This window comes from Pseudomonas sp. DTU12.1 (assembly GCF_009873475.1).
GTDB classification, from domain to species: domain Bacteria; phylum Pseudomonadota; class Gammaproteobacteria; order Pseudomonadales; family Pseudomonadaceae; genus Aquipseudomonas; species Aquipseudomonas proteolytica.
This window is the reverse complement of record NZ_CP045254.1, coordinates 1,618,804-1,640,247: the sequence shown is the minus strand read 5'-3', so window position 1 is coordinate 1,640,247 and position 21,444 is coordinate 1,618,804. Positions and strand designations below refer to the sequence as shown.

The 21,444-nt window shown below is 61.1% G+C and carries 19 protein-coding genes and 1 pseudogene; 11 read left to right on the top strand and 9 right to left on the bottom strand.

The genetic code is table 11. The annotated features are described in order from the left end of the window. Window positions 1-50: 50 nt before the first annotated feature. The 4 genes from GDV60_RS07235 to GDV60_RS07220 all read right to left on the bottom strand — a co-directional run bounded on the left by GDV60_RS07235 (window position 51) and on the right by GDV60_RS07220 (window position 3,741). Window positions 51-1,226 (bottom strand): M20 aminoacylase family protein, encoded by a 1,176-nt coding sequence (locus tag GDV60_RS07235; RefSeq protein ID WP_104911752.1) that lies wholly within the window; start codon window positions 1,224-1,226, stop codon window positions 51-53. Between the two features lie 108 nt (window positions 1,227-1,334). Beyond that, complete coding sequence (locus GDV60_RS07230; protein ID WP_029297027.1) at window positions 1,335-1,649, bottom strand: hypothetical protein; 315 nt, start codon at window positions 1,647-1,649, stop codon at window positions 1,335-1,337. Beyond that, on the bottom strand, window positions 1,646-2,728 hold the full coding sequence (locus tag GDV60_RS07225; RefSeq protein ID WP_159906725.1) for a serine hydrolase: 1,083 nt from the start codon (window positions 2,726-2,728) through the stop codon (window positions 1,646-1,648). The genes GDV60_RS07230 and GDV60_RS07225 overlap by 4 nt, the downstream gene beginning before the upstream one ends. Window positions 2,729-2,865: 137 nt before the next feature. Next, window positions 2,866-3,741 (bottom strand): acyl-CoA dehydrogenase family protein, encoded by an 876-nt coding sequence (locus GDV60_RS07220; RefSeq protein ID WP_159906723.1) that lies wholly within the window; start codon window positions 3,739-3,741, stop codon window positions 2,866-2,868. A gap of 130 nt (window positions 3,742-3,871) precedes the next feature. On the opposite strand from GDV60_RS07220, the gene olsB reads away from it, so the two are divergent. Both olsB and GDV60_RS07210 read left to right on the top strand, forming a co-directional pair. After that, window positions 3,872-4,627, top strand: a complete 756-nt coding sequence (gene olsB / locus GDV60_RS07215) for an L-ornithine N(alpha)-acyltransferase (protein WP_029297033.1) — start codon at window positions 3,872-3,874, stop codon at window positions 4,625-4,627. Next, window positions 4,627-5,418 (top strand): lysophospholipid acyltransferase family protein, encoded by a 792-nt coding sequence (locus tag GDV60_RS07210; protein WP_092234138.1) that lies wholly within the window; start codon window positions 4,627-4,629, stop codon window positions 5,416-5,418. The genes olsB and GDV60_RS07210 overlap by 1 nt, the downstream gene beginning before the upstream one ends. Window positions 5,419-5,526: 108 nt before the next feature. Here GDV60_RS07210 and GDV60_RS07205 read toward each other — a convergent pair whose 3' ends face one another. Then, the gene (locus GDV60_RS07205; protein WP_092234135.1) at window positions 5,527-6,111 is read right to left on the bottom strand and encodes an ACP phosphodiesterase; all 585 of its coding nucleotides are present in this window, start codon (window positions 6,109-6,111) and stop codon (window positions 5,527-5,529) included. Window positions 6,112-6,265: 154 nt separating this feature from the next. Between GDV60_RS07205 and GDV60_RS07200 the strand changes: the two genes are divergently transcribed. From GDV60_RS07200 to GDV60_RS07190, 3 genes are read left to right on the top strand one after another with little or no spacing between them, the layout of a single operon-like run. Further along, window positions 6,266-6,580, top strand: coding sequence for a helix-turn-helix transcriptional regulator (locus tag GDV60_RS07200; RefSeq protein WP_029297039.1), 315 nt, complete (start codon window positions 6,266-6,268; stop codon window positions 6,578-6,580). A gap of 11 nt (window positions 6,581-6,591) precedes the next feature. Beyond that, the gene (locus GDV60_RS07195; protein WP_032858023.1) at window positions 6,592-7,758 is read left to right on the top strand and encodes an MFS transporter; all 1,167 of its coding nucleotides are present in this window, start codon (window positions 6,592-6,594) and stop codon (window positions 7,756-7,758) included. Between the two features lie 26 nt (window positions 7,759-7,784). Continuing rightward, the gene (locus tag GDV60_RS07190) at window positions 7,785-8,840 is read left to right on the top strand and encodes an alkene reductase (protein WP_154906440.1); all 1,056 of its coding nucleotides are present in this window, start codon (window positions 7,785-7,787) and stop codon (window positions 8,838-8,840) included. On the opposite strand, the pseudogene GDV60_RS26755 reads toward GDV60_RS07190, so the two are convergent. After that, window positions 8,833-8,922, bottom strand: a pseudogene (locus GDV60_RS26755) (outer membrane lipoprotein carrier protein LolA); the annotation flags it as partial. The gene GDV60_RS07190 and the pseudogene GDV60_RS26755 overlap by 8 nt on opposite strands. A 252-nt stretch (window positions 8,923-9,174) precedes the next feature. Next, window positions 9,175-9,807, bottom strand: a complete 633-nt coding sequence (locus tag GDV60_RS07185; protein ID WP_029297045.1) for a TetR family transcriptional regulator — start codon at window positions 9,805-9,807, stop codon at window positions 9,175-9,177. 265 nt (window positions 9,808-10,072) lie between these two features. On the opposite strand from GDV60_RS07185, the gene GDV60_RS07180 reads away from it, so the two are divergent. From GDV60_RS07180 to GDV60_RS07155, 6 genes are all read left to right on the top strand, one after another. Further along, window positions 10,073-11,212, top strand: coding sequence for an efflux RND transporter periplasmic adaptor subunit (locus tag GDV60_RS07180; protein ID WP_159906721.1), 1,140 nt, complete (start codon window positions 10,073-10,075; stop codon window positions 11,210-11,212). Between the two features lie 3 nt (window positions 11,213-11,215). Next, a complete protein-coding gene (locus GDV60_RS07175) occupies window positions 11,216-14,383 on the top strand; it encodes an efflux RND transporter permease subunit (RefSeq protein WP_029297050.1) in 3,168 nt (1,055 codons plus the stop codon). Next, window positions 14,383-15,840, top strand: coding sequence for an AdeC/AdeK/OprM family multidrug efflux complex outer membrane factor (adeC, locus tag GDV60_RS07170; RefSeq protein ID WP_029297052.1), 1,458 nt, complete (start codon window positions 14,383-14,385; stop codon window positions 15,838-15,840). The genes GDV60_RS07175 and adeC overlap by 1 nt, the downstream gene beginning before the upstream one ends. A gap of 166 nt (window positions 15,841-16,006) precedes the next feature. After that, complete coding sequence (locus GDV60_RS07165; protein ID WP_159906719.1) at window positions 16,007-17,257, top strand: OprD family porin; 1,251 nt, start codon at window positions 16,007-16,009, stop codon at window positions 17,255-17,257. A gap of 84 nt (window positions 17,258-17,341) precedes the next feature. Further along, window positions 17,342-18,241, top strand: coding sequence for a polysaccharide deacetylase family protein (locus tag GDV60_RS07160; protein ID WP_159906717.1), 900 nt, complete (start codon window positions 17,342-17,344; stop codon window positions 18,239-18,241). A 167-nt stretch (window positions 18,242-18,408) separates the two neighbouring features. Then, window positions 18,409-19,989 (top strand): M91 family zinc metallopeptidase, encoded by a 1,581-nt coding sequence (locus GDV60_RS07155; protein WP_159906715.1) that lies wholly within the window; start codon window positions 18,409-18,411, stop codon window positions 19,987-19,989. Window positions 19,990-20,036: 47 nt separating this feature from the next. On the opposite strand, the gene pcaC is transcribed toward GDV60_RS07155, so the two are convergent. Next, window positions 20,037-20,429, bottom strand: coding sequence for a 4-carboxymuconolactone decarboxylase (gene pcaC, locus GDV60_RS07150; RefSeq protein WP_029297061.1), 393 nt, complete (start codon window positions 20,427-20,429; stop codon window positions 20,037-20,039). A gap of 217 nt (window positions 20,430-20,646) precedes the next feature. Then, window positions 20,647-21,438, bottom strand: coding sequence for a 3-oxoadipate enol-lactonase (pcaD, locus tag GDV60_RS07145; RefSeq protein ID WP_159906713.1), 792 nt, complete (start codon window positions 21,436-21,438; stop codon window positions 20,647-20,649). Window positions 21,439-21,444: the final 6 nt, after the last annotated feature.

Here is a 21,444-nt window from a genome sequence, read left to right as displayed (position 1 = left end):
CATTCAACCTGTTGAGCAAAAGGTCCAGCGGCAGGAAAAAGGCAGGGGGTTCAGGCCGGTTTGAGCCAGCTCTCGGCCAAGGCACCCCAGTAGGCGGCACCGGTCAGCAGGATCTCGTCGTTGAAGTCATAGGCGGGGTTGTGGACCATCGGCCGCGACACGCCGTTGCCGATAAACAGGTAGCTGCCGGGGCAGCGCTGGAGCATCCAGGCGAAGTCTTCGCTGCCCATCAGCTTGGGTGTATTGGCGTCGACCGCCGCTTCACCGAGCAAGGCAATGCCGACCTGGCGGGCGAACTCGGTTTCGTCGCCATGGTTGACCAGTACCGGATAGGCCGGGCGATGTTCGATCTGCGCGGTACAGCCAAAGCTCTCGGCCTGGGTCTGGATGATCGCCTTGACCCGCTCCAGCATCTGCTCGCGCACCGGTGCATTGAGGGCGCGCAGGCTCAGGCGCAATACGGCCTGCTGGGGGATCACGTTGGCCGCTTGCCCCGCTTGCAGGGCACCGACCGTGACCACCGCCGCTTCCTGGGCATTGATGTTGCGCGCCACTACCGTCTGCAAGGCCATGACCGTACTGGCGGCGGCGACCAGCGGGTCGATGGTCAGGTGCGGCATGGAGCCGTGGCCGCCGACACCTTCGAGGGTCACGGTAAGCAGGTCCTGGGAAGCCATCATCGGCCCGGTCCGCAGGCCCAGGTGGCCGGCAGGCAAGCCGGGCATGTTGTGCATGCCGAACAGCGCGTCACAGGGGAAGCGCTCCAGCAAGCCATCGGCGAGCATCGCTTCGGCGCCGCCCTGGCCTTCTTCGGCCGGCTGGAAAATCAGGTTGAGGGTGCCGTCGAACTGACGCGTCGCCGCCAGGTAACGCGCGGCGCCCAGCAGCATGGTGGTGTGACCATCGTGACCGCAGGCATGCATGCAGCCGGCGTGTTGGCTGCTGTAGGCGACGCCGGTGTTTTCGATGATCGGCAAGGCGTCCATGTCGGCCCGAATCCCCAGGGTGCGCGAGCTGCTGCCATTGCGCAGCACGCCGACCACGCCGGTCTGGCCGATGCCGGTATGCACTTCATAACCCCAGTTTTTCAGGGATTGGGCGACCAAGGCCGAGGTGCGGTTTTCTTCAAACCCCAGTTCGGGGTGGGCGTGGATATCCTGGCGCACGGCGTGCAGGTCGCTGGCGACATCGCTCAGCCAATCCAGGATGTGCTGGTGTGGGCTCATGGTGACTCTCCTCGCAGGCGGGTATTCCCGTTCTTTTTTGTGGCACCGCCACAGATAACCGCGATGGGCGTGCGAGGACAATCAAAGGTGGTTCCACCCTGTGGAACCTCAGGGCAGCAGGCGACAGCCCTGGCGCTCACCCAGCCATTGGGCGCTGTGGCTGCGGCCCAGGCCACTGGCGGTGACCAGGCGCGTATCCGGGTGATCGGCAAAGGCGCTGGTGGGGATGTATTGCTTCACATAGCCCAGGCAATAGTCAGCCGGGTTGCCCGCCACATACCGGCACGAGCAGTACTCCTTGGCGGTGTAGGCGGCAATGATGTCGGGGAAGGCTTGCAGGTTGACGCGCTCGTGCCAGGTCCAACCCAGCACCGCGAGCAACAACAGGAGAAACAGGCTGATAAACGGCCGACGACGGATCATGGCTGCACCGCCGCAAGCACGCGCTTGAGCAGTTCATTGTGGCGATAGCTGCCATCGCGGTCATCGCCATAGCGCACGATCACCAACCTTGCCTGGGGCAACACATACAACGCCTGGCCCCAGTGGCCCAGGGCCGCGAAGGTATCGTCGGGCGCATCCGGCCAGGGCCGGGCAGCGCCCTGCACTTGACGGTTGAGCCACCAGTGGCCGCCGGGCACCGCTTCGTCCTGGCCCGCGATGTACTGCGCCAGGGGTTGGCGATTGAAGTCGACCCACGCCTTGGGCAGCAATTGCCGCTCGCCCCAGCGCCCGTCCCGCGCCATCAACAAGCCAATGCGCGCCAGATCGCGGGCAGTCATATAGGCATAGGACGAGGCGACAAAGGTTTCATTGGCGTCACTTTCCCAGGTGGCGCTGCCAATTCCCAAGGGCGTGAACAGCGCGGTCCACGGGTAATCGACATACGCCTTATGGCCAAGCATGCCCTTGAGGGCGGCGGACGCCAGATTGCTGTCGCCGCTGGAGTAGCGAAACGCCTGGCCCGCTGCAGCGAAGGTAGGAGTGTCGGCGGCAAACTCCGCCATATCGGTATGACCACGGGTGTAGAGCATGGCCACCACCGAGGATTTCAGCGGCGCGTATTCGTAGTCTTCCTGCCAGTCCAGGCCCGAGGTCCAGTTCAGTAGGTGCGCCAGGGTGATGCTCGGGTGTTGCTTCATCGGCGGATAGAAACGCGCGACTGGGTCGCTGAGCTTGAAGCGGTTTTCGCCGTAGGCAACGCCCAATACCGTGGCCATCAGGCTTTTGCTGATGGACCAGGTCAGGTGCGGCGTGCTGGCGGTAGTGGGCGCGGCGTAGCGTTCATAAATGACTTCGCCGTCACGGATCACCAGCAACGCGTCGGTGCGGATGCCTTGGCGGGTGAGGTCATTGCGGGCCGGGAAGGCATAGTCCTCCAGGGCCTTCACGGCGGGGCCGGTCAATTGCGCGCCCTGGGACCAATCCTTCGCCGGCCAGGCCTGGGCGTGTGCGGTAGCGGTGAACAGCAGCATGGCGACGCACAGCAGGCCTTTGACCATGGACAAGCACTCGGGGGCATTCAAACCCGCGAGCCTAATGCAGATAAATGACGGTTTGGCGACAGGCCATCGGTTTGCCGCGCCGCATAAACCCAAGCAGCTAAAGCTGTCGTGGCGAGCGGGCTCGCCACATAAGCTCAAGGGGATGGGTTCAGGGCTTTTTCCAGGCGCTTGGCCCGGGCGCTGGCGGCAAGGTCCAGCACGGCTTGGTCGCGCTGCCACATAGCGGCCCACTGCCCAGCAGCCATCGCCTCATTGACCTGCGGCTTCAGCGCCTCGAACTGCGCAAACAATCCCCCCAACAACACATGCCCTGCCGCCGAGGCCGTGGGCTGGCGAATGACTTCGGCGCAGCCGGCCAGCAACGCCAATAACTGCAAACGCAGGGTCTGGGGCCAATCACACTCCTGGCCGATGCCATGCAGCCAGGCGGTCATCGCGCTCAAGACATAGGTGTCTTCCAGCGTGCGGAAGGGTTTGACGTAGTCGTCCCAACCATCCCCTGGCAAACGCTCGCAGGCGGCATGGTCGAGGTGGACGCGCCCGTGGCTGATATCGGGCATCAACGGGATCGCGGGCAAGGGCTCGACGCGTACGCCGGGTTCGCCGGCCAGCACCACTGCCAGGCTCAGGCGCGGTTTTTCATCGGCGGCCTCGCAACGCGCGGCGATCAATAGCCAGTCGGCGGCATCGCCGGCGGTGACGAAGTCCTTGCGCCCGCTCAGGCGCAAGTCGTCCAGGCGCGTTTGCATGTCCACTGGGCGCAGGCTGCGCTGTTCGGTCGCACACAAGGCGCCCAGGCTGTGGGGCGCGCTGGGCCATAACGCGCGCAAAGCTGCTTGATAACCCACCAGAAACGCCAGGCCGGGCGTGGCCATCAGGCGCGCACCCTGGGTTGCCAATTCGAAGGGCGTCACCTGCCCCAGGCGTTGCAATAAAACGCTGTAGCCCTCGGCCAGGTTGGCGTGGACGGGCAGTCGGTCGGGTCGATCGAGCAAAGCGTGCCAGGGCATGGAGGGCTCCTTGGGGGCTGTCATCTAAGCGTCACCGTAGATTCATGGAGATGACACCGGGGGTACATAGCCTGACTTTGCACAACAAAGTCGACTGGCCGCAACCCTGGCCGGCACCTGGAGACTCGCCATGACTCAGATCGCCCGCATCAGTGACACCGGCAATGAACGCCGTCTGCAAGCCGAACGCCTGATCGGCGCCCAGGCTTTGCAGGAAGCCCAGGCCCTGCGTTTCACCGTTTTCAGCGGCGAGTTCAATGCCAAGCTGAAAGGCGCGGAGCTGGGCCTGGACATGGATGACTATGATGTTCACTGCAGCCACATTGGCGTACGGGACTTGAACACCGGGCGACTGGTTGCCACTACCCGGCTGCTGGATCACCAGGCGGCCAGCACCTTGGGCCGGTTCTACAGCGAAGAAGAATTCAGCCTCCACGGCCTGTTGCATCTGCAAGGGCCGATCCTGGAGATCGGTCGTACCTGCGTCGACCCGGCCTACCGCAACGGCGGCACCATCGCGGTGCTGTGGGGCGAACTGGCCGAAGTGCTCAACCAGGGCGGCTACAGCTACCTGATGGGCTGCGCCAGCATCCCGATGCACGACGGTGGCATCCAGGCCCACGCAATCATGCAGCGCCTGCGCGAACGCTACCTGTGCAACGAACACCTGCGCGCCGAACCGAAAAAACCGCTGCCGAGCCTGGACCTGCCGTCCAACGTCATCGCCGAAATGCCGCCGCTGCTCAAGGCCTACATGCGCCTGGGCGCGAAGATCTGCGGTGAGCCATGCTGGGACGAGGATTTCCAGGTGGCTGACGTGTTCATCCTGCTCAAGCGCGACGAGTTGTGCCCGCGTTATGCCCGCCACTTCAAGGCGGCCATGTGATGGGGCGCCTGCGGGTCTACGGGCGGATCGCCCGCGTGCTGCTGGTGGTAAGCCTGGGCTTGAGCATGGCCGGAGTGTTTGGTCTGTTCGAGCGCCTGGGGGTTGCCAACTCCATGGTGCGGCGCCAGCGCTGGTCGCGGTTTTTCATGGCGCGCTTGAGCAATGCCCTGCCCTTTCGCGTGAGCGTGCATGGCGAAATGCCGCAACAGCCGATGCTGTGGGTCAGCAACCATGTGTCCTGGACCGACATCCCGCTGCTGGGCATGGTGACGCCGCTGTCGTTTCTGTCCAAGGCCGAGGTGCGTACCTGGCCGGTGGCCGGTTGGCTGGCGGCCAAGGCCGGCAGTCTGTTTATCCGCCGTGGCTCGGGTGACAGCCAATTGATCCGCAAGCAGATGACCCGTCATCTGCAGCAAAAACACCCGCTGCTGATGTTCCCTGAAGGCACCACCACCGATGGCCGCAGCCTGCGCACCTTCCATGGCCGGCTACTGGCCAGTGCGATTGATGCCGATGTAGCGCTGCAACCGGTGGCTATCCGGTATTTGCGCGATGGGCAGATCGATCCGCTCGCACCGTTTATTGGTGATGATGATTTGCTCTCGCACCTGATGCGCCTGTTTGCCAATGATCAGGGCGACGTTGAGATTCATCTGCTCAAGCCGATTGCCTGCGCCGGCCAGGAGCGTGCAGCGCTGGCGTATCAGGCGCAGCAGGCGGTGCACAAGGCGTTGTTCGGGCCGGTGCCGCAAAGCGAGCAACTGCCGGTTCGCCCCGCGTACGCGGCCTGAAGCGAACAGCGTTCCAAGTGTGGGAGCGGGCTTGCTCGCGAAGGCGGTGGGTCAGTGATGGATAGGTTGACTGATACACCGCCTTCGCGAGCAAGCCCGCTCCCACATTTAGAGCTGTATTGCCAAGTGATTGTTCGAGAACGCCTGCAACTGGGGGTAGAACACCCGGAAGTCCTCGCTCAACGGCTCATACAACAGCCGCAGTTCCTGCATCGCCTGCCCCAGTTCCTGGGGTTGGCTCAAGCGCCGGGAAATCCCCCGCAGCACTTGCTCCATCACCGCGAACTCGCGGTAGGAGCCCAGCCAGTCATCGGCCGCCATATACGGCGCAATCTGCGCCAGGCGCCCCGGTAACTGCGGCTCTGCCGCCAGCACCTGGTACACCTGCGAGGTAAAGCGCTCCAGCGGCTGGTCGGCATACTGGGCCCAATCCCGCGCCAGGCAATGGTCGAAGAACACGTCGAGGACGATCCCCGCATAGCGCCGCCGGGTCAGGGTGAAGCGTGACAATGCCTGCCCGACCAGTGGATGGCTGTCGGTAAAGCGGTCGATCGAGCGATGCAGTTGGATTGCTGCCTCGATTTGCGGGCTGTACTGGCCCTGTAGGCGGCCTTTGACGAAATCGCCATAGAGGCTGCCCAGCAGTTGTGCAGGAAGTTGGCCGCCAAGGTGCAGATGTGCGAGATAATTCATGGCGCGCAGTTTAGCACTGCCATCAACGTATCGTTATAACCCGATATACCGATTTATCTGGTAACAAGATCAAAATCGTATTGGTATATCGGGATATAGCGATTTAAAGTTCGCCTCATCGCGATATAACGTTTTACCAACACCGAGCCCTGCCATGTCCATTGACCTCGACGAAATAATAAAAGCCCTGGCACACCCAGTACGGCGAGACATTCTCAACTGGCTGAAAGACCCGAAAGTGCAGTTCCCCGAGCAAGTGCACAACCACGAGTACGGCATCTGCGCCGGCCAGATCGACCAGCGCTGCGGCCTGTCGCAATCCACCGTGTCGGCACACCTGGCCACCCTGCAACGCGCAGGCTTGATCAGCAGCCAGAAAGCCGGGCAATGGCACTTTTTCCGCCGCAATGAAGACGTGATCCAAGCGTTTATCCAAGCCATCACCGAAGAACTCAGCCCCCCGCTGTAAAGGACCCCTCGATGCCTCTCTCGCTACTCATACTGGCCCTAAGCGCCTTCGCCATCGGCACCACCGAATTCGTCATCATGGGCCTGTTGCCCGATGTGGCGGCCGACCTCGGTGTGTCGATTCCAGGCGCCGGCTGGCTGGTGACCGGCTACGCCCTGGGCGTGGCCATCGGTGCCCCGTTCATGGCACTGGCCACCGCCAAGCTGCCGCGCAAGGCAGCCCTGGTAGCGCTGATGGGCATTTTCATCATCGGCAACCTGCTCTGTGCCCTGGCCAGTGACTACAACGTGCTGATGTTTGCCCGTGTGGTGACCGCGCTGTGCCACGGCGCGTTCTTCGGGATCGGCTCGGTAGTGGCCGCCAACCTGGTACCGGCCAACAAGCGCGCGTCGGCGGTGGCCCTGATGTTTACCGGCCTGACCCTGGCCAACGTACTCGGCGTGCCCCTGGGCACCGCGCTGGGCCAGGAAGCTGGCTGGCGCTCGACCTTCTGGGCCGTGACGGTGATTGGCGTCATTGCGCTGATCGGCCTGATCCGCTTCCTGCCGGCCAAGCGTGATGAAGAAAAACTCGACATGCGCGCCGAACTGGCGGCCCTCAAGGGTGCCGGCATCTGGTTGTCGTTGAGCATGACTGCGCTGTTTGCCGCTTCGATGTTCACCCTCTTCACTTACGTCGCGCCGCTGCTGGGGGATGTAACCGGTATCTCGCCCAAAGGCGTGACCTGGACCCTGCTGCTGATCGGCCTGGGCCTGACCGTGGGCAATATCATTGGCGGCAAGCTGGCGGACAAGCGCCTGGCAGCCACCCTGATCGGCGTGTTTATCAGCATGGCCGTGGTGTCCACCGCCTTGACCTGGACCAGCGTCGCCATTATTCCCACCGAAATCACCCTGTTCCTCTGGGCCACCGCGTCGTTTGCCGCCGTGCCGGCGCTGCAGATCAACGTGGTGACGTTCGGCAAGGCCGCGCCCAACCTGGTCTCGACCCTCAATATCGGCGCTTTCAACATCGGCAACGCGCTGGGCGCCTGGGTTGGCGGCAGCGTGATTGCCCACGGTTTCGGCCTGACCAGCGTGCCGTTGGCGGCTGCAGCCCTGGCGATCCTGGCGCTGGTGGTCACGCTGATCACGTTCCGCCAGAGCGGCGATGCCGACCTGGCGCCGGCCACTAATTAATCACTTGGAACAGACGAGCGTTTGCGATGACGACTATTTTCGATCCGATCAAACTGGGCGATGTGCAACTGTCCAACCGCATCATCATGGCGCCACTGACCCGCTGCCGTGCCGATGCCGGCCGCGTACCCAATGCGCTGATGGCTGAATACTATGTGCAGCGGGCCTCCGCCGGGCTGATCCTCAGCGAAGCCACCTCGGTGACGCCGATGGGCGTGGGTTATCCGGACACCCCGGGCATCTGGTCCAACGACCAGGTGCGCGGCTGGACCAACATCACCAAGGCCGTGCATGGCGCAGGCGGCAAGATTTTCCTGCAGCTGTGGCATGTAGGGCGTATCTCGCACCCGTCCTACCTGGACGGCGAAGCCCCGGTGGCACCGAGCGCCATCCAGCCGGCAGGCCATGTCAGCCTGGTGCGCCCACTGGCGGACTACCCGACCCCACGCGCCCTGGAAACCGCAGAAATCGCGGATATCGTCGACGCCTACCGCACGGGTGCCGAAAACGCCAAGGCTGCCGGTTTTGATGGGGTGGAAGTGCACGGCGCCAACGGTTACCTGCTCGACCAGTTCCTGCAAAGCAGTACCAACCAGCGCACTGACGAGTACGGCGGGTCCCTGGAAAACCGTGCACGGCTGTTGTTGGAAGTAACTGACGCCGTGATCGAAGTCTGGGGCGCCGGCCGCGTGGGCATGCATTTGTCGCCGCGGGGCGATCTCCACGACATGGGCGATGACAACCTGGCAGAAACCTTCACCTACGTCGCCCGTGAACTGGGCAAGCGTGGCATCGCCTTTATCTGCGCCCGGGAAAAGGAAGCCGGCGACAGCCTGGGCCCACAATTGAAAGCCGCGTTCGGTGGCCCGTACATCGTCAACGAGCGCTTCACCAAGGACAGCGCCAACACCTGGCTGGCTTCGGGCAAGGCGGATGCGGTGGCCTTTGGCGTACCGTTTATCGCCAACCCGGACCTGCCGGCGCGCCTCCAGGCCGATGCACCGCTGAATGAAGCGAACCCACAGACCTTCTACGCCAAGGGCCCGGTCGGTTACATCGACTACCCGACCCTGCCACTGTAGGAGCGAGCTTGCTCGCGAAAAACCTGAGAACGCCGCAATAAACCAGATGCACTGCGTTATCGTTAACGTTCTTCGCGAGCACGCTCGCTCCTACACAAAAGCAGAAACGCAAAAGCCCCGGTTCGTGAGAGCCGGGGCTTTTTATGTGAGCCATCCGTTGTAGGAAACACTCCTTCACAGCAATGCAACAATATCGCTACAAAATACTTAGCCGGCTACCTTTCAACCCGGCGCCAGCGCGTATATAAAGTCACCCCACAAATAAGTCGGAAGGACGATTGACCGTCCTTGGGCTTTACTGTTGACACAAACGAACGTAATTACGCATTTTGTATCAATTGCGCAGGCCGGGGCTCAGGCGCAGCATGTCCAGCCCTATATCCACCAGACGCTCGGCCTGCTGATACAGCTCGAAGCTGTCAGGCACCAGTAGCCACTGGCCAATAAGCCCATTGATATAAGCGTGAATGCACACCGCCCCGCGAGCGGTGTCGAGGTTTTCCGGGAGTTGCCCGCGGTGGACTGCATTGCGCAGCGTCAGGCCGATGCGCAGGTTGCACTCAAGGCTGTGGGTCTGGCGCTGACGGCGCATGTCGCACATTTCATCGGTAAATTCGCACTTATGGAACAGGATCTCATTTATGCGCCGAGTCTTCGGGTCCAGGGCCACCTGATGAAAAAGATGGATCAGCAGCTTGCGCATGCAGCCCAGCGGATCTACCTCATCCTCGCTTTCACTGGCCCTGGCCAATTCGTCCAGCGGTTCGTGCAGCGTGTCGAGCAGTGCCTGCAACAGGTCCGACTTGTTGCTGAAGTGCCAATAGATCGCGCCCCGCGTCACCCCTGCCCTGGCCGCGATATCTGCCAACGTAGTGCGCGCAACGCCGCGCTCATAAAAGGCTTGCTCGGCGGCTTCAAGTATTTGGCTACGCGTTTCCTGAGCTTCCTCTTTGGTACGACGAACCATGGCAGTAACACCTCAATCAGGACACGAGCGGTGGTTGATGACCACCTTCTGAATAATTATGGGACGACACCTTCATGGGCGCCGAACGTAATAGAATCGAGGCTTTCAGCGCTGCCTTGTAAGGAATCCGCGAAGCCTGTCAAGAGTTTACAAACAACCATGAACGTAAGTATATTGCCTAGCAAGCTACTTATCTACTCAATGCCTGTTTTTTACCCTTCCACACTTCTTGTGCGCATCAAGCGCGCCTGACCCGAGGATCTTCATGCAACTTAAGCCAGCTGTTACCGCTCTGGTCACTGCCGTCGCCCTGGCATCGCTGCTCAGCGGATGTAAAAAGGAAGAAGCGGCGCCGCCCGCTCAAACCCCTCAGGTCGGCGTGGTCACCATCGAGCCTCAAGCCTATACCCTGACCTCCGAATTGCCGGGGCGCACCACTGCGTTCCGCATCGCGGAAGTGCGCCCGCAGGTCAACGGCATCATTCTCAAACGCCTGTTCAAGGAAGGCGGCGACGTCAAGGAAGGCCAGCAGCTCTATCAGATCGATCCGTCGGTCTATGAGGCCACCCTGAAAAGCGCCCAGGCCAACCTGCAGCAGACCAAGTCGATTGCCGACCGCTACAAGCAACTGGTCAACGAGCAGGCCGTCAGCCGCCAGGAATACGACACCGCCGTGTCCAACCGCATGACCTCGGAAGCCAACCTGCAGAGCGCCCAGATCAACGTGCGCTACACCAAGGTATTCGCCCCGATTTCCGGGCGTATCGGCCGCTCCTCGGTCACTGAAGGCGCACTGGTCAGCAATGGCCAGGCCGATGCCATGGCCGTGATCCAGCAGTTGGACCCGATCTACGTCGACGTCACGCAATCGTCCACCGAGATGCTGAAACTGCGTCGCGACCTGGAAAGCGGCCAACTGCAAAAAGCCGGTGAAAACGCGGCCATGGTCAAGCTGACCCTGGAAGACGGCAGCGAATACAGCCAGCAAGGCCGCCTGGAGTTCTCCGAAGTGTCGGTCGACCAGACCACCGGTTCGGTAACCCTGCGCGCCGTGTTCCCCAACCCTGACCACACCCTGCTGCCGGGCATGTTTGTCCACGCGCAATTGCAGGCCGGTGTGAACAGCAAGGCAATCCTCGCCCCTCAACAGGGCGTGACCCGCGACATCAAGGGTATCCCGACGGCGCTGGTGGTGACTGCCGACAACAAGGTTGAACAGCGCGTGCTGGTGGCCAACCGTACCGCTGGTGCCTACTGGCTGGTGGAAAAAGGCCTGAATGCCGGTGACCGTGTGATCACCGAAGGCTTGCAGTTCATCAAGCCGGGCATCACGGTTGAAGCGAAGGAAGCCACCAACGCCAAGCCCGCCGGTACTGCTCCTGCCGCCGCTGGCAAAGGGGAGTAATACATGTCGAAATTTTTTATCGACCGTCCCATTTTTGCCTGGGTAATAGCCCTGGTAATCATGCTGGTCGGGGCACTGTCGATCCTGAAGTTGCCCATCAACCAATACCCGGCCATCGCGCCAACCGCCATTGATATCCAGGTGACCTACCCAGGCGCGTCCGCACAAACCGTGCAGGACACCGTGGTGCAGGTGATCGAGCAACAGCTCAACGGTATCGACAACCTGCGTTATGTGGCCTCGGACAGTAACTCCGACGGCAGCATGACCATCACCGCGACGTTCAACCAGGGGACCAACCCCGACATCGCCCAGGTCCAGGTGCAGAACAAACTCAACCTGGCGACCCCATTGCTGCCGCAAGAAGTGCAGCAGCAAGGGATCCGCGTAACCAAGTCGGTGAAGAACTTCCTGATGGTGATCGGCCTGGTGTCCGAAGACGGCACCATGACCAAGGATGACCTGTCCAACTACATCGTTTCCAACATCCAGGACCCGATTTCGCGGACGTCTGGCGTCGGTGACTTCCAGGTCTTCGGTTCCCAGTACGCCATGCGTATCTGGCTGGACCCGGCCAAGTTGAACAACTTCCAGATGACCCCGGTGGATGTCAGCGCCGCCGTGCAGGCCCAGAACGTACAGGTGGCCACCGGCCAACTGGGCGGCCTGCCTGCTCTGCCCGGCACTCAGTTGAACGCCACCATCATCGGCAAGACCCGTCTGCAAAGCGCCGAGCAGTTTGAAAAGATCCTGCTGCGCGTGAACAGCGATGGCTCCCAAGTGCGTCTGGGCGATGTCGCCCGGGTCGAGCTGGGTGGTCAGAACTACAGCATCAGCGCCCAGTTCAACGGCAAGCCGGCTTCCGGCATGGCGATCAAACTGGCCTCGGGCGCCAACGCCCTGGACACCGCCAAGGCCATCCGCGCCACGGTCGCGTCCCTGGAGCCGTTCTTCCCGCCGGGCATGAAAGCCGTGGTTCCCTATGACACCACCCCCGTGGTGACCGAATCGATTTCCGGGGTAGTCGATACCCTGGTCGAGGCGATCATCCTGGTGTTCCTGGTGATGTACCTGTTCCTGCAGAACTTTCGCGCCACCATCATCACCACCATGACGGTACCGGTGGTATTGCTGGGTACATTCGGCATCCTCGCGGCCTTCGGCTTCACCATCAACACCTTGACCATGTTCGGCATGATCCTGGCCATCGGCTTGCTGGTGGACGATGCGATCGTGGTGGTGGAAAACGTCGAGCGGGTGATGGCCGAGGAACACCTGTCGCCCAAGGAGGCGACGGTCAAGTCCATGAGCCAGATCCAGGGCGCCCTGGTGGGTATTGCCCTGGTACTGTCGGCGGTACTGCTGCCGATGGCATTCTTTGGCGGCTCCACGGGTGTGATCTATAAACAGTTCTCCATCACCATTGTGTCGGCGATGGCCCTGTCGGTGCTGGTTGCACTGATCTTCACCCCGGCCTTGTGCGCCACCATGCTCAAGCCGATCGACCCCGAGAAACACGGGCAACCCAAGCGTGGTTTCTTCGGCTGGTTCAACCGCACCTTCGACCGTGGCGTACTGAGCTACGAGCGTGGCGTGGGCAACATGATCAAGCACAAGGCGCCTTCGTTCCTGGTGTACCTGATCATCTTCGCCGGCATGATCTGGCTGTTCACCCGTATTCCGAGCGCGTTCCTGCCCGAGGAAGACCAGGGTGTGATCTTCGCCCAGGTGCAGACGCCGGTCGGTTCTTCCGCCGAGCGTACGCAAACCGTGATCGACGACATGCGTGCCTACCTGCTCAACGACAAGGAAGGCGAACCGGGTGAAGGTTCGGCCGTGAAGTCGGTGTTTACCGTCAACGGCTTCAACTTTGCCGGTCGTGGCCAAAGCTCGGGCCTGGCGTTTGTGATGCTCAAGCCATGGGACGAGCGGGATGCCTCGATGTCGGTATTCGAGGTGGCCAAGCGGGCCCAGGGTTATTTCTCCCAGACCTTCAAGGACGCCATGGTGTTCGCCATCGTGCCGCCTTCGGTACTGGAGCTGGGTAACGCAACGGGGTTCGACGTGTTCCTGCAGGATCAGGGCGGTGTTGGTCACGATGCCTTGATGAACGCCCGTAACCAGTTCCTCGGCATGGCGGCCCAAAGCAAGATTCTTGCTGGCGTGCGTCCAAACGGTGTGAACGATGAGCCGCAGTATGAGTTGACCATCGACGACGAAAAGGCCAGCGCCCAGGGCATCAGCCTGTCGAGCATCAACCAGACCCTGGCGATTGCCCTGGGTGGCAGCTACATCAACGACTTCATCGACCGTGGTCGAGTGAAGAAGGTCTATATCCAGGGCGATGCCGCTGGCCGGATGTCCCCGGAAGACCTGAACAAATGGTACGTACGCGCCGACGACGGGAAAATGGTGCCGTTATCAGCCATTGCCTCTGGCAACTGGATCTTCGGTTCGCCGAAACTGTCGCGGTACAACGGCGTAGCGGCAATGGAAGTCCTCGGGACCCCGGCGCCGGGCTACAGCACCGGTGACGCGATGGCAGAAGTCGAGCGTATCGCCAAGCAACTGCCAGCGGGTGTGGGCTATGCCTGGACCGGCCTGTCCTATGAAGAACGCTTGTCCGGCTCCCAGGCGCCTGCGCTGTACGCCCTGTCGTTGCTGGTCGTGTTCCTCTGCCTGGCAGCGCTGTACGAAAGCTGGTCGATCCCGATTGCGGTGGTGCTGGTTGTGCCGCTGGGTGTAATCGGTGCACTGATGGCTACCAGCCTGCGGGGACTGTCCAACGACGTGTTCTTCCAGGTGGGGTTGTTGGTGACCGTGGGCCTGGCCTCGAAGAACGCCATCCTGATCGTGGAGTTCGCCAAGGAGCTGCATGAACAGGGCAAGGGCATCGTCGAGGCGGCCATCGAAGCGTCCCGCATGCGTCTGCGTCCGATCATCATGACGTCCATGGCGTTCGTCCTCGGTGTACTGCCGCTGGCGATCTCCTCGGGCGCAGGTTCGGGCAGCCAACACGCAATCGGTACCGGGGTAATTGGCGGTATGATCACCGCTACCGTCCTGGCGATCTTCTGGGTGCCACTGTTCTTCGTGACCGTGTCCGCCATTGGCAGCCGGAAAAAAACTGACAAGTCCGATACACCGCAAACTCCTAAAGAGGCTGGCTAATGCGCAAGTCGCTACTTTCCCTGGCAGTCACGGCATTTGTGCTCAGTGGCTGCTCGCTGATCCCTGACTATCAGCAGCCTGAAGCGCCGGTTGCCGCCCAATTCCCGCAGGGGCCGGCGTATTCGTCGGCCCAGGCGCCGAGCCAGGCCGCGGCCGAACAGGGCTGGAAGCAGTTTTTCCACGACCCTGCCCTGCAACAGTTGATCCAGGTTGCACTGGTCAACAACCGTGACCTGCGCGTCGCCGCGCTGAACATCGACGCCTTTGCCGCGCAGTACCGCATCCAGCGTGCGGACCTGTTCCCGGCCGTCGGCGCCAATGGCAGCGGCAGCCGCCAGCGCGTTCCGGCACGGGCCTCGCAAACCGGCGAATCGAACATCACCAGCTCCTACTCGGCGACCCTCGGGATCAACGCCTACGAGCTGGACCTGTTCGGCCGGGTGCGCAGCCTGAGCGAAGAAGCGTTGCAGAAATACTTCGCCACTGAAGAAGCGCGCCGCAGCACGCAGATCAGCCTGGTGGCCAGCGTGGCCAATGCCTACCTGACCTGGCAAGCGGACAAGGAACTGCTCAAGCTGACCCAGGACACCCTGGCCGCCTACGAGCAGAGCTTCAAGCTCACCTCGCGCAGCAACGAAGTCGGCGTAGCCTCGGCCCTGGACTTGAGCCAGGCGCGCACCTCGGTTGAAAGCGCCCGTGTGCAACTGGCCCGCTACACCCGCCAGGTGGCCCAGGACGAAAACAACCTGACCCTGCTGCTGGGCACCGGCCTGCCGGCGAATCTCGTTACTCAGCCGCTGTCCGACGACCTGTTGAGCGAAGTACCGGCTGGCCTGCCTTCAGACCTGCTGCAACGTCGTCCCGACATCCTGCAGGCCGAGCACAACCTCAAGGCTGCCAACGCCAATATCGGCGCGGCACGGGCTGCGTTCTTCCCGAGCATCAGCCTGACCGCCAATGCCGGTACGTTGAGCCCGGACCTCGGCGGCCTGTTCAAGGGCGGCTCGGGTACCTGGTCGTTCGCGCCACAGATCAACATCCCGATCTTCAACGCCGGTAGCCTGCGCGCAAGCCTGGACTACTCGAAGATCCAGAAAGAGATCAACGTCGCGACCTACGAGAAGTCGATCCAGACCGCGTTCCAGGAAGTCTCCGACGGCCTGGCGGCACGTGCGACCTACAACCAACAGTTGCAGGCCCAGCGTGATTTCGTCTCGGCGAACCAGGACTACTACCGTCTGGCAGAGCGTCGCTACCGCATTGGTGTCGACAGCAACCTGACCTTCCTCGACGCCCAACGCCAGCTGTTCGCTGCCCAGCAAACGCTGATCACCGACCGCCTGGCCCAACTGACCAGCGAAGTGACCTTGTACAAGGCCCTCGGTGGCGGTTGGAACGAACAGACAGCGAAGAATGAGCCAGTGAAAGAAGAAGCGCCGAAACTCAAGTTGTTCTGAGCGGCGTAGCGACACACGAAGCCCACCTTTTGGTGGGCTTTTTCATGGGCGCACAGTTTCGTGCGATCACCGCCCAAAACCCGCCCTCCCCCAATTGAATCGCCCCGGCAACGCCACGCACCATGGCCCGCACCTGAAAACCACCAATAACAACAGGTCCCACGCCATGAGCACTTTGCACCCTCGCCGGCTATTGCTGGCTACCGCTGTCGCCAGCCTTGCCCTTCCCGCTGTCGCCGAAGAACACGGCTTTCTCGAAGATGCCAGCGCCAACCTCAACCTGCGCAACTTCTTCTTCAACCGCAATTTCACCGACCCGACCAAGACCCAGGGCGGTGCGCAGGAGTGGACGCAGAGTTTCATCCTCGACGCCAAGTCCGGCTTCACCCAGGGCACCGTGGGTTTTGGCGTGGACGTGCTGGGTATGTACTCGCAAAAGCTCGACGGCGGCGGCGGCTCTGGCGGCACTCAACTGCTGCCCCTGGATCACGACGGCAAACCAGCGGACAACTTCGGTCGCCTGGGGGTGGCGTTCAAGGCGCGGTTTTCCAAGACCGAGCTGAAAGTCGGCGAGTGGATGCCGGTGTTGCCGATCCTGCGTTCGGACGACGGTCGCTCCCTGCCGCAAACCCTGCGCGGCGGGCAGATCACCTCCAGAGAGATCGACGGCCTGAGCCTGTATGGCGGCCAGTTCCGCGCCAACAGCCCGCGTGATGACAGCAGCATGACCGACATGTCGATGTTCGGTAAAACCGCCTTCACCTCCGATCGTTTCAACTTCCAGGGCGCCGAATATGCATTCAACGACAAGCGCACCCAGGTCGGCGTGTGGAATGCCCAGCTCAAGGACATCTACCGCCAGCAATACCTCAACCTGACCCACAGCCAGCCCGTGGGCGACTGGACCCTGGGCGCCAACCTGGGCTTCTTCTACGGCAAGGAAGACGGCAGCGCCCGTGCCGGCAACCTGGACAACAAGACCTGGTCCGGCCTGTTCTCGGCCAAGTACGGCGGCAACACCTTCTACGTCGGCCTGCAAAAACTCAGTGGCGACAGCGCGTGGATGCGGGTCAATGGCACCAGCGGCGGCACCCTGGCCAACGACAGCTTCAATGCCAGCTATGACAACGCCGAGGAAAAATCCTGGCAGCTGCGCCATGACTACAACTTCGCCGCGCTCGGCGTGCCCGGGCTGACCCTGATGAACCGCTACATCAGCGGCAGCAACGTGCATACCGCCACCGTCAGCGACGGCAAGGAATGGGGCAGGGAAAGCGAAGTCGGCTACACCGTGCAAAGCGGCAGCCTGAAAAACCTTACCCTGCGCTGGCGCAATTCCAGCATGCGTCGGGACTACAGCAACAACGAATTTGATGAAAACCGGTTGATCGTCAGCTATCCGATAAGTCTGCTGTAAACCGGCGACAATCTTGCTGTATGGTGCGCGCCTGCCGCTGCTGATCCCACTCAGTAGCGGCCTTTACCTGAGCCCGCGCACACCATGAAGCCCGCCGTCCTCGCTACCGCCCTGTTCGCCCTGGCACTTTGCCTCAGTGGCTGCATCGGCGCGCCCGTAGCGTTGACGCCACTGACCGAACAACGCCTGCAAACCCAGGCGCCGATCCGCTTTTTGCTGACCTTCGATGATGGCCCCAGTGCTTCGGGCTACGCCAACCCCAGCCGTTCGGTGATTCAGGACCTGGCCGACAACCCGGTGCAACCGGGGATCAAGGCGATCTTCTTTTTACAGACCGACGCCTGGCGCGCCGGTGGCAGCCCGCGCGGGCGCAAGACCATGGCGCGTGAGCACGCTGCCGGCCACATCCTGGCGTTTCACACTGCCACGCGCTGGCACAGCAATCACCGTCTGCTCAATGACAACGACCTGGAACAGACCCTGCGCCAGGGCGCCGCGAGCATCGCCTCGATCACCGGCGCCGCACCGAGGCTGGTACGCCCACCGTTCTGGAACTACGACCGACGGACCTTCGCCGCGTACCAGCGCCACGGCATGCACATTCTGTTGACCGATTTGAGTGCCAATGACGGCAAGATCTGGGGCTTCAATGCCAGCCCCCAGCGCCGCGCCAACCTGTTGCGGCAGCTGTCGCTGGTGCGCGAACGCATTGCCCTGGGCCAGTTGCCGACCGTCGACGGGGTGATTCCCGTGGTCGTCACCTTTCACGACATCAACCGCTATACCGCCCGGCACCTGCAGGAATACCTGCAGATCCTGATGGACACCGCCCAGGCCAATGGCTTGAAAACTGCCGCTGAACCGTTCTACAGCGACCGCTCGGCGCTGGAACGTGGCGCCCTGGCCCGCACGGTAAAAGACCTCCACGAGGTGGTGCAGTTGCCCGGTATGTGGAATTGGGTGTGGGACGCGGACGCCCGATGAGGCGCGTGAACCCGGAATAAAACACACCTTCTCCATGAGTATCTGTCGAATATTTTGAGCCAGATACTTTAAGTCATTTAAAAAACCGGTATTACTTTCTTCAGGAACGTTTACCCAACAACCCACCACCGACTCTCAAAGTGCATACGTCCTAGCGAGAGTCTGTAATGGTGAACTTACCTGCTTCAACATATCCCAACGTCACCCTTTCTTCCCCACCCTCCGAAACTTCCGGCCAAAGAACCACTCCCGCCGTTACCGTAATTCAAAGCCCCCACATACAAGAAGCGACCACCCGCTTTACATCAAAGTCAAAACTCCTACCCGAGCAGAATTACGTCGAGAAATACCCAAACTACACAAACTCGGCGCCACTCTTTAGCGATAACAACATAAAAGTTATCCATAAATCCTCATGGACAATTGAAAAAGAGGATAACTATAGAAATATCAACAACGTACTTCAAATCGAAACCGGAGATAAAGCAGACACTATAAAAGTCAGCCAACCTTCAGCCAACGAAATCAACTTGCAAGTCAATGGCGCTCACTACACTTTAAAGCTCAACAACCATGAAAACTACCCTGAAGAACTGCACATAAAATCCAAAGGCGGCAATGACAAAATCAAGGTTGATCCCAGCGTCACCGTACCCATCACCATTGAAGGTGGCAGAGGCAATGACCAGATTGAAGCCCTTGGCAGTGGTTTGACTGCAGTCTATGGCGGGGCTGGAAATGATGACATCACCCTGGGCAGCGGGGCCGGTTATGCCGAAGGCAACAGTGGCGATGACAAAATGAAAGGCGGGACCGGTAAATCCGTGATGTATGGAAATGCCGGCAGAGACCAGATGTTTTCTGGCGCCGGGAGCAAAGGTACATTCAGCTACATGGATGGGGGCGCAGGCGACGACTTCATGATCAGCGAAAGCCCCTTTAACGTGATGCACGGTGGCCCCGGCCAGGACTTTATGTACGGAAGAGGCCCTACCACCTTTTATACCGGGCGGGGGCGGGACACCGTCTTTGCAAACGATGCCCGCGACAAAGTCTATGCCGATGCCGGGGATCGTGTGTGCCGGGTTCCCGGTTCTACATTAAGACAAGTCACAATAAGCGATGCCGGCAATAAGGGCTTGAATATCGAAGGCACAGATAAGTTCCGACAGCGTACAGAAGATGATCTTGAGTTTTTTAGAAACTCGCCGACTGCGCAAAAGATGCTCACCGAGTTAGACCAGGCCGCCGAGCGCAATGGTGCTCCCGTCACGATCAAAGAAACCTTGACCCGCTCTAACTATTCGTTCGCCAACGCGTTCACAAGAGAAACCGACAAACAACTCAAGGACTATGACGATATCAGCGAGTCCACACAGTTAGGTTTCATCCATGACAATACCAAGGGTTCGGTGGCGACCAGCGCGACGATACACAGCAACCCGCGCATCATATTCACTCCCACCCCGATCCCGCCGATAGTCGACCTCTACCATGAAATGGCACATGCCTATAACGGCGCCAATGGCACTTCCTTACCGGGTACAACCACCCGACCTGATCTGGAGTTTCCAGAGCCCAACTCAGAGCGACAAGCCGTTGGCGTGGAGACCGATGCACCGGCCTTTGATTTTGACAACGACCGCGCCACTCCCCCCACGACAACCAACCCCAAGACCTTTACCGAAAATGCGCTGCGTGAAGAAATGGGTTTTCCCCTGCGCAAGTCTTACTCTCACATTGACTGAGCAATAATCAGCCGCCCTGAGCGATGCATGAGGGGGAGGAGCCGCCCTTAACCGCGCGACTCAACCCCCAACTCATCCCATACCGACTCCGCCAGGTGGAAGGTCGCATTGGCCGCCGGGATCCCACAGTAGATCGCGCTCTGCATCAGCACTTCCTTGATCTCGGCGCGGGTCACGCCATTGCTGGCGGCGGCCCGCAGGTGCAGCTTGAGCTCTTCGTTGCGGTTCATGCCGATCAGCATCGCGATGGTGATCAGGCTGCGAGTGTGCCGGGGCAAACCCGGGCGGGTCCAGATGTCACCCCAGGCGTGGCGGGTGATCATTTCCTGGAACTCGCTGTTGAACTCGGTCAGGGCATTGAGGCTGCGATCGACATGGGCATCGCCCAGCACTTCACGACGGACCTTGAGGCCATCGGCATAACGTTGTTTTTCGTCCACAAAATTCTCCTATATTGACTGCGGGCTTGTTGTGGCGAGCGGGGTTGTTGTGGCGAGCGGGCTTGTCCCGCGCTGGGCTGCGCAGCAGCCCTAAAACCTGCGTCCCATTCCTATCTGATGCAACTCTGGGGTTTTTTGGGGGCTGCTGCGCAGCCCAGCGCGGGACAAGCCCGCTCGCCACAACCACAACCACAACCAAACCCAAACCCAAACCCCATCAATCAGCTAACAAAAAGGCCAGCACCCGATCGCTGAACGCAGCCCCGGCCTGTACGTTGGACAGGTGTGCCGCGTAGAACTCGGCGTACTCAGCCCCCCGTACCTGCTCCTGGATAAAGCGGCTGCCAGACGGCGGTGTCACCGCATCTTCGGTACCGGCGATCACCAGGGTCGGCACGCTGATCAACGACACTTGCTCGCGAAAATCGGCATCGCGCACCGCGCCACAGTTGGCGGCGTAACCGGCGGGATCGGTGGCGGCCAGCATGTCGGTAATCCGCTGGGCCTGCTCGGGATGAGCCTGGGCAAAATCTGCGGTAAACCAGCGCGCAATCGACGCATCGCGCAGCGCCACCATGGCCGCCGGGCCATCGCGCAGGACCATTTCTATTCGAGGGTTCCAGATATCCGCAGTGCCGATTTTCGCTGCGGTGTTGCACACCACCAGTTTGAGCAAGCGCTCGCCAGCATTGATGCCCAGCCACTGGCCAATCAGGCCGCCCATGGACAAGCCGCAGAAATGCGCGCGTTCGATGTTAAGCGCATCCAGCAGCGCCAGCACATCCCGCCCTAGCTGTTCGATGCTGTAGGGGCCTGCGGTAACCAGGGATTTGCCGTGGCCACGGGTATCGAGGCGCAGCACCCGAAAGTGCTCGGTGAACGCCGGCATTTGCGTGTCCCACATCCGTAGGTCAGTGCCCAGTGAGTTGGACAGCACCAATACCGGCGCACCTTCGGGGCCTTCCAGTTGGTAATTCAGTTCGCCATCGGCGAGTTGTACAGATCCCACAGCAGC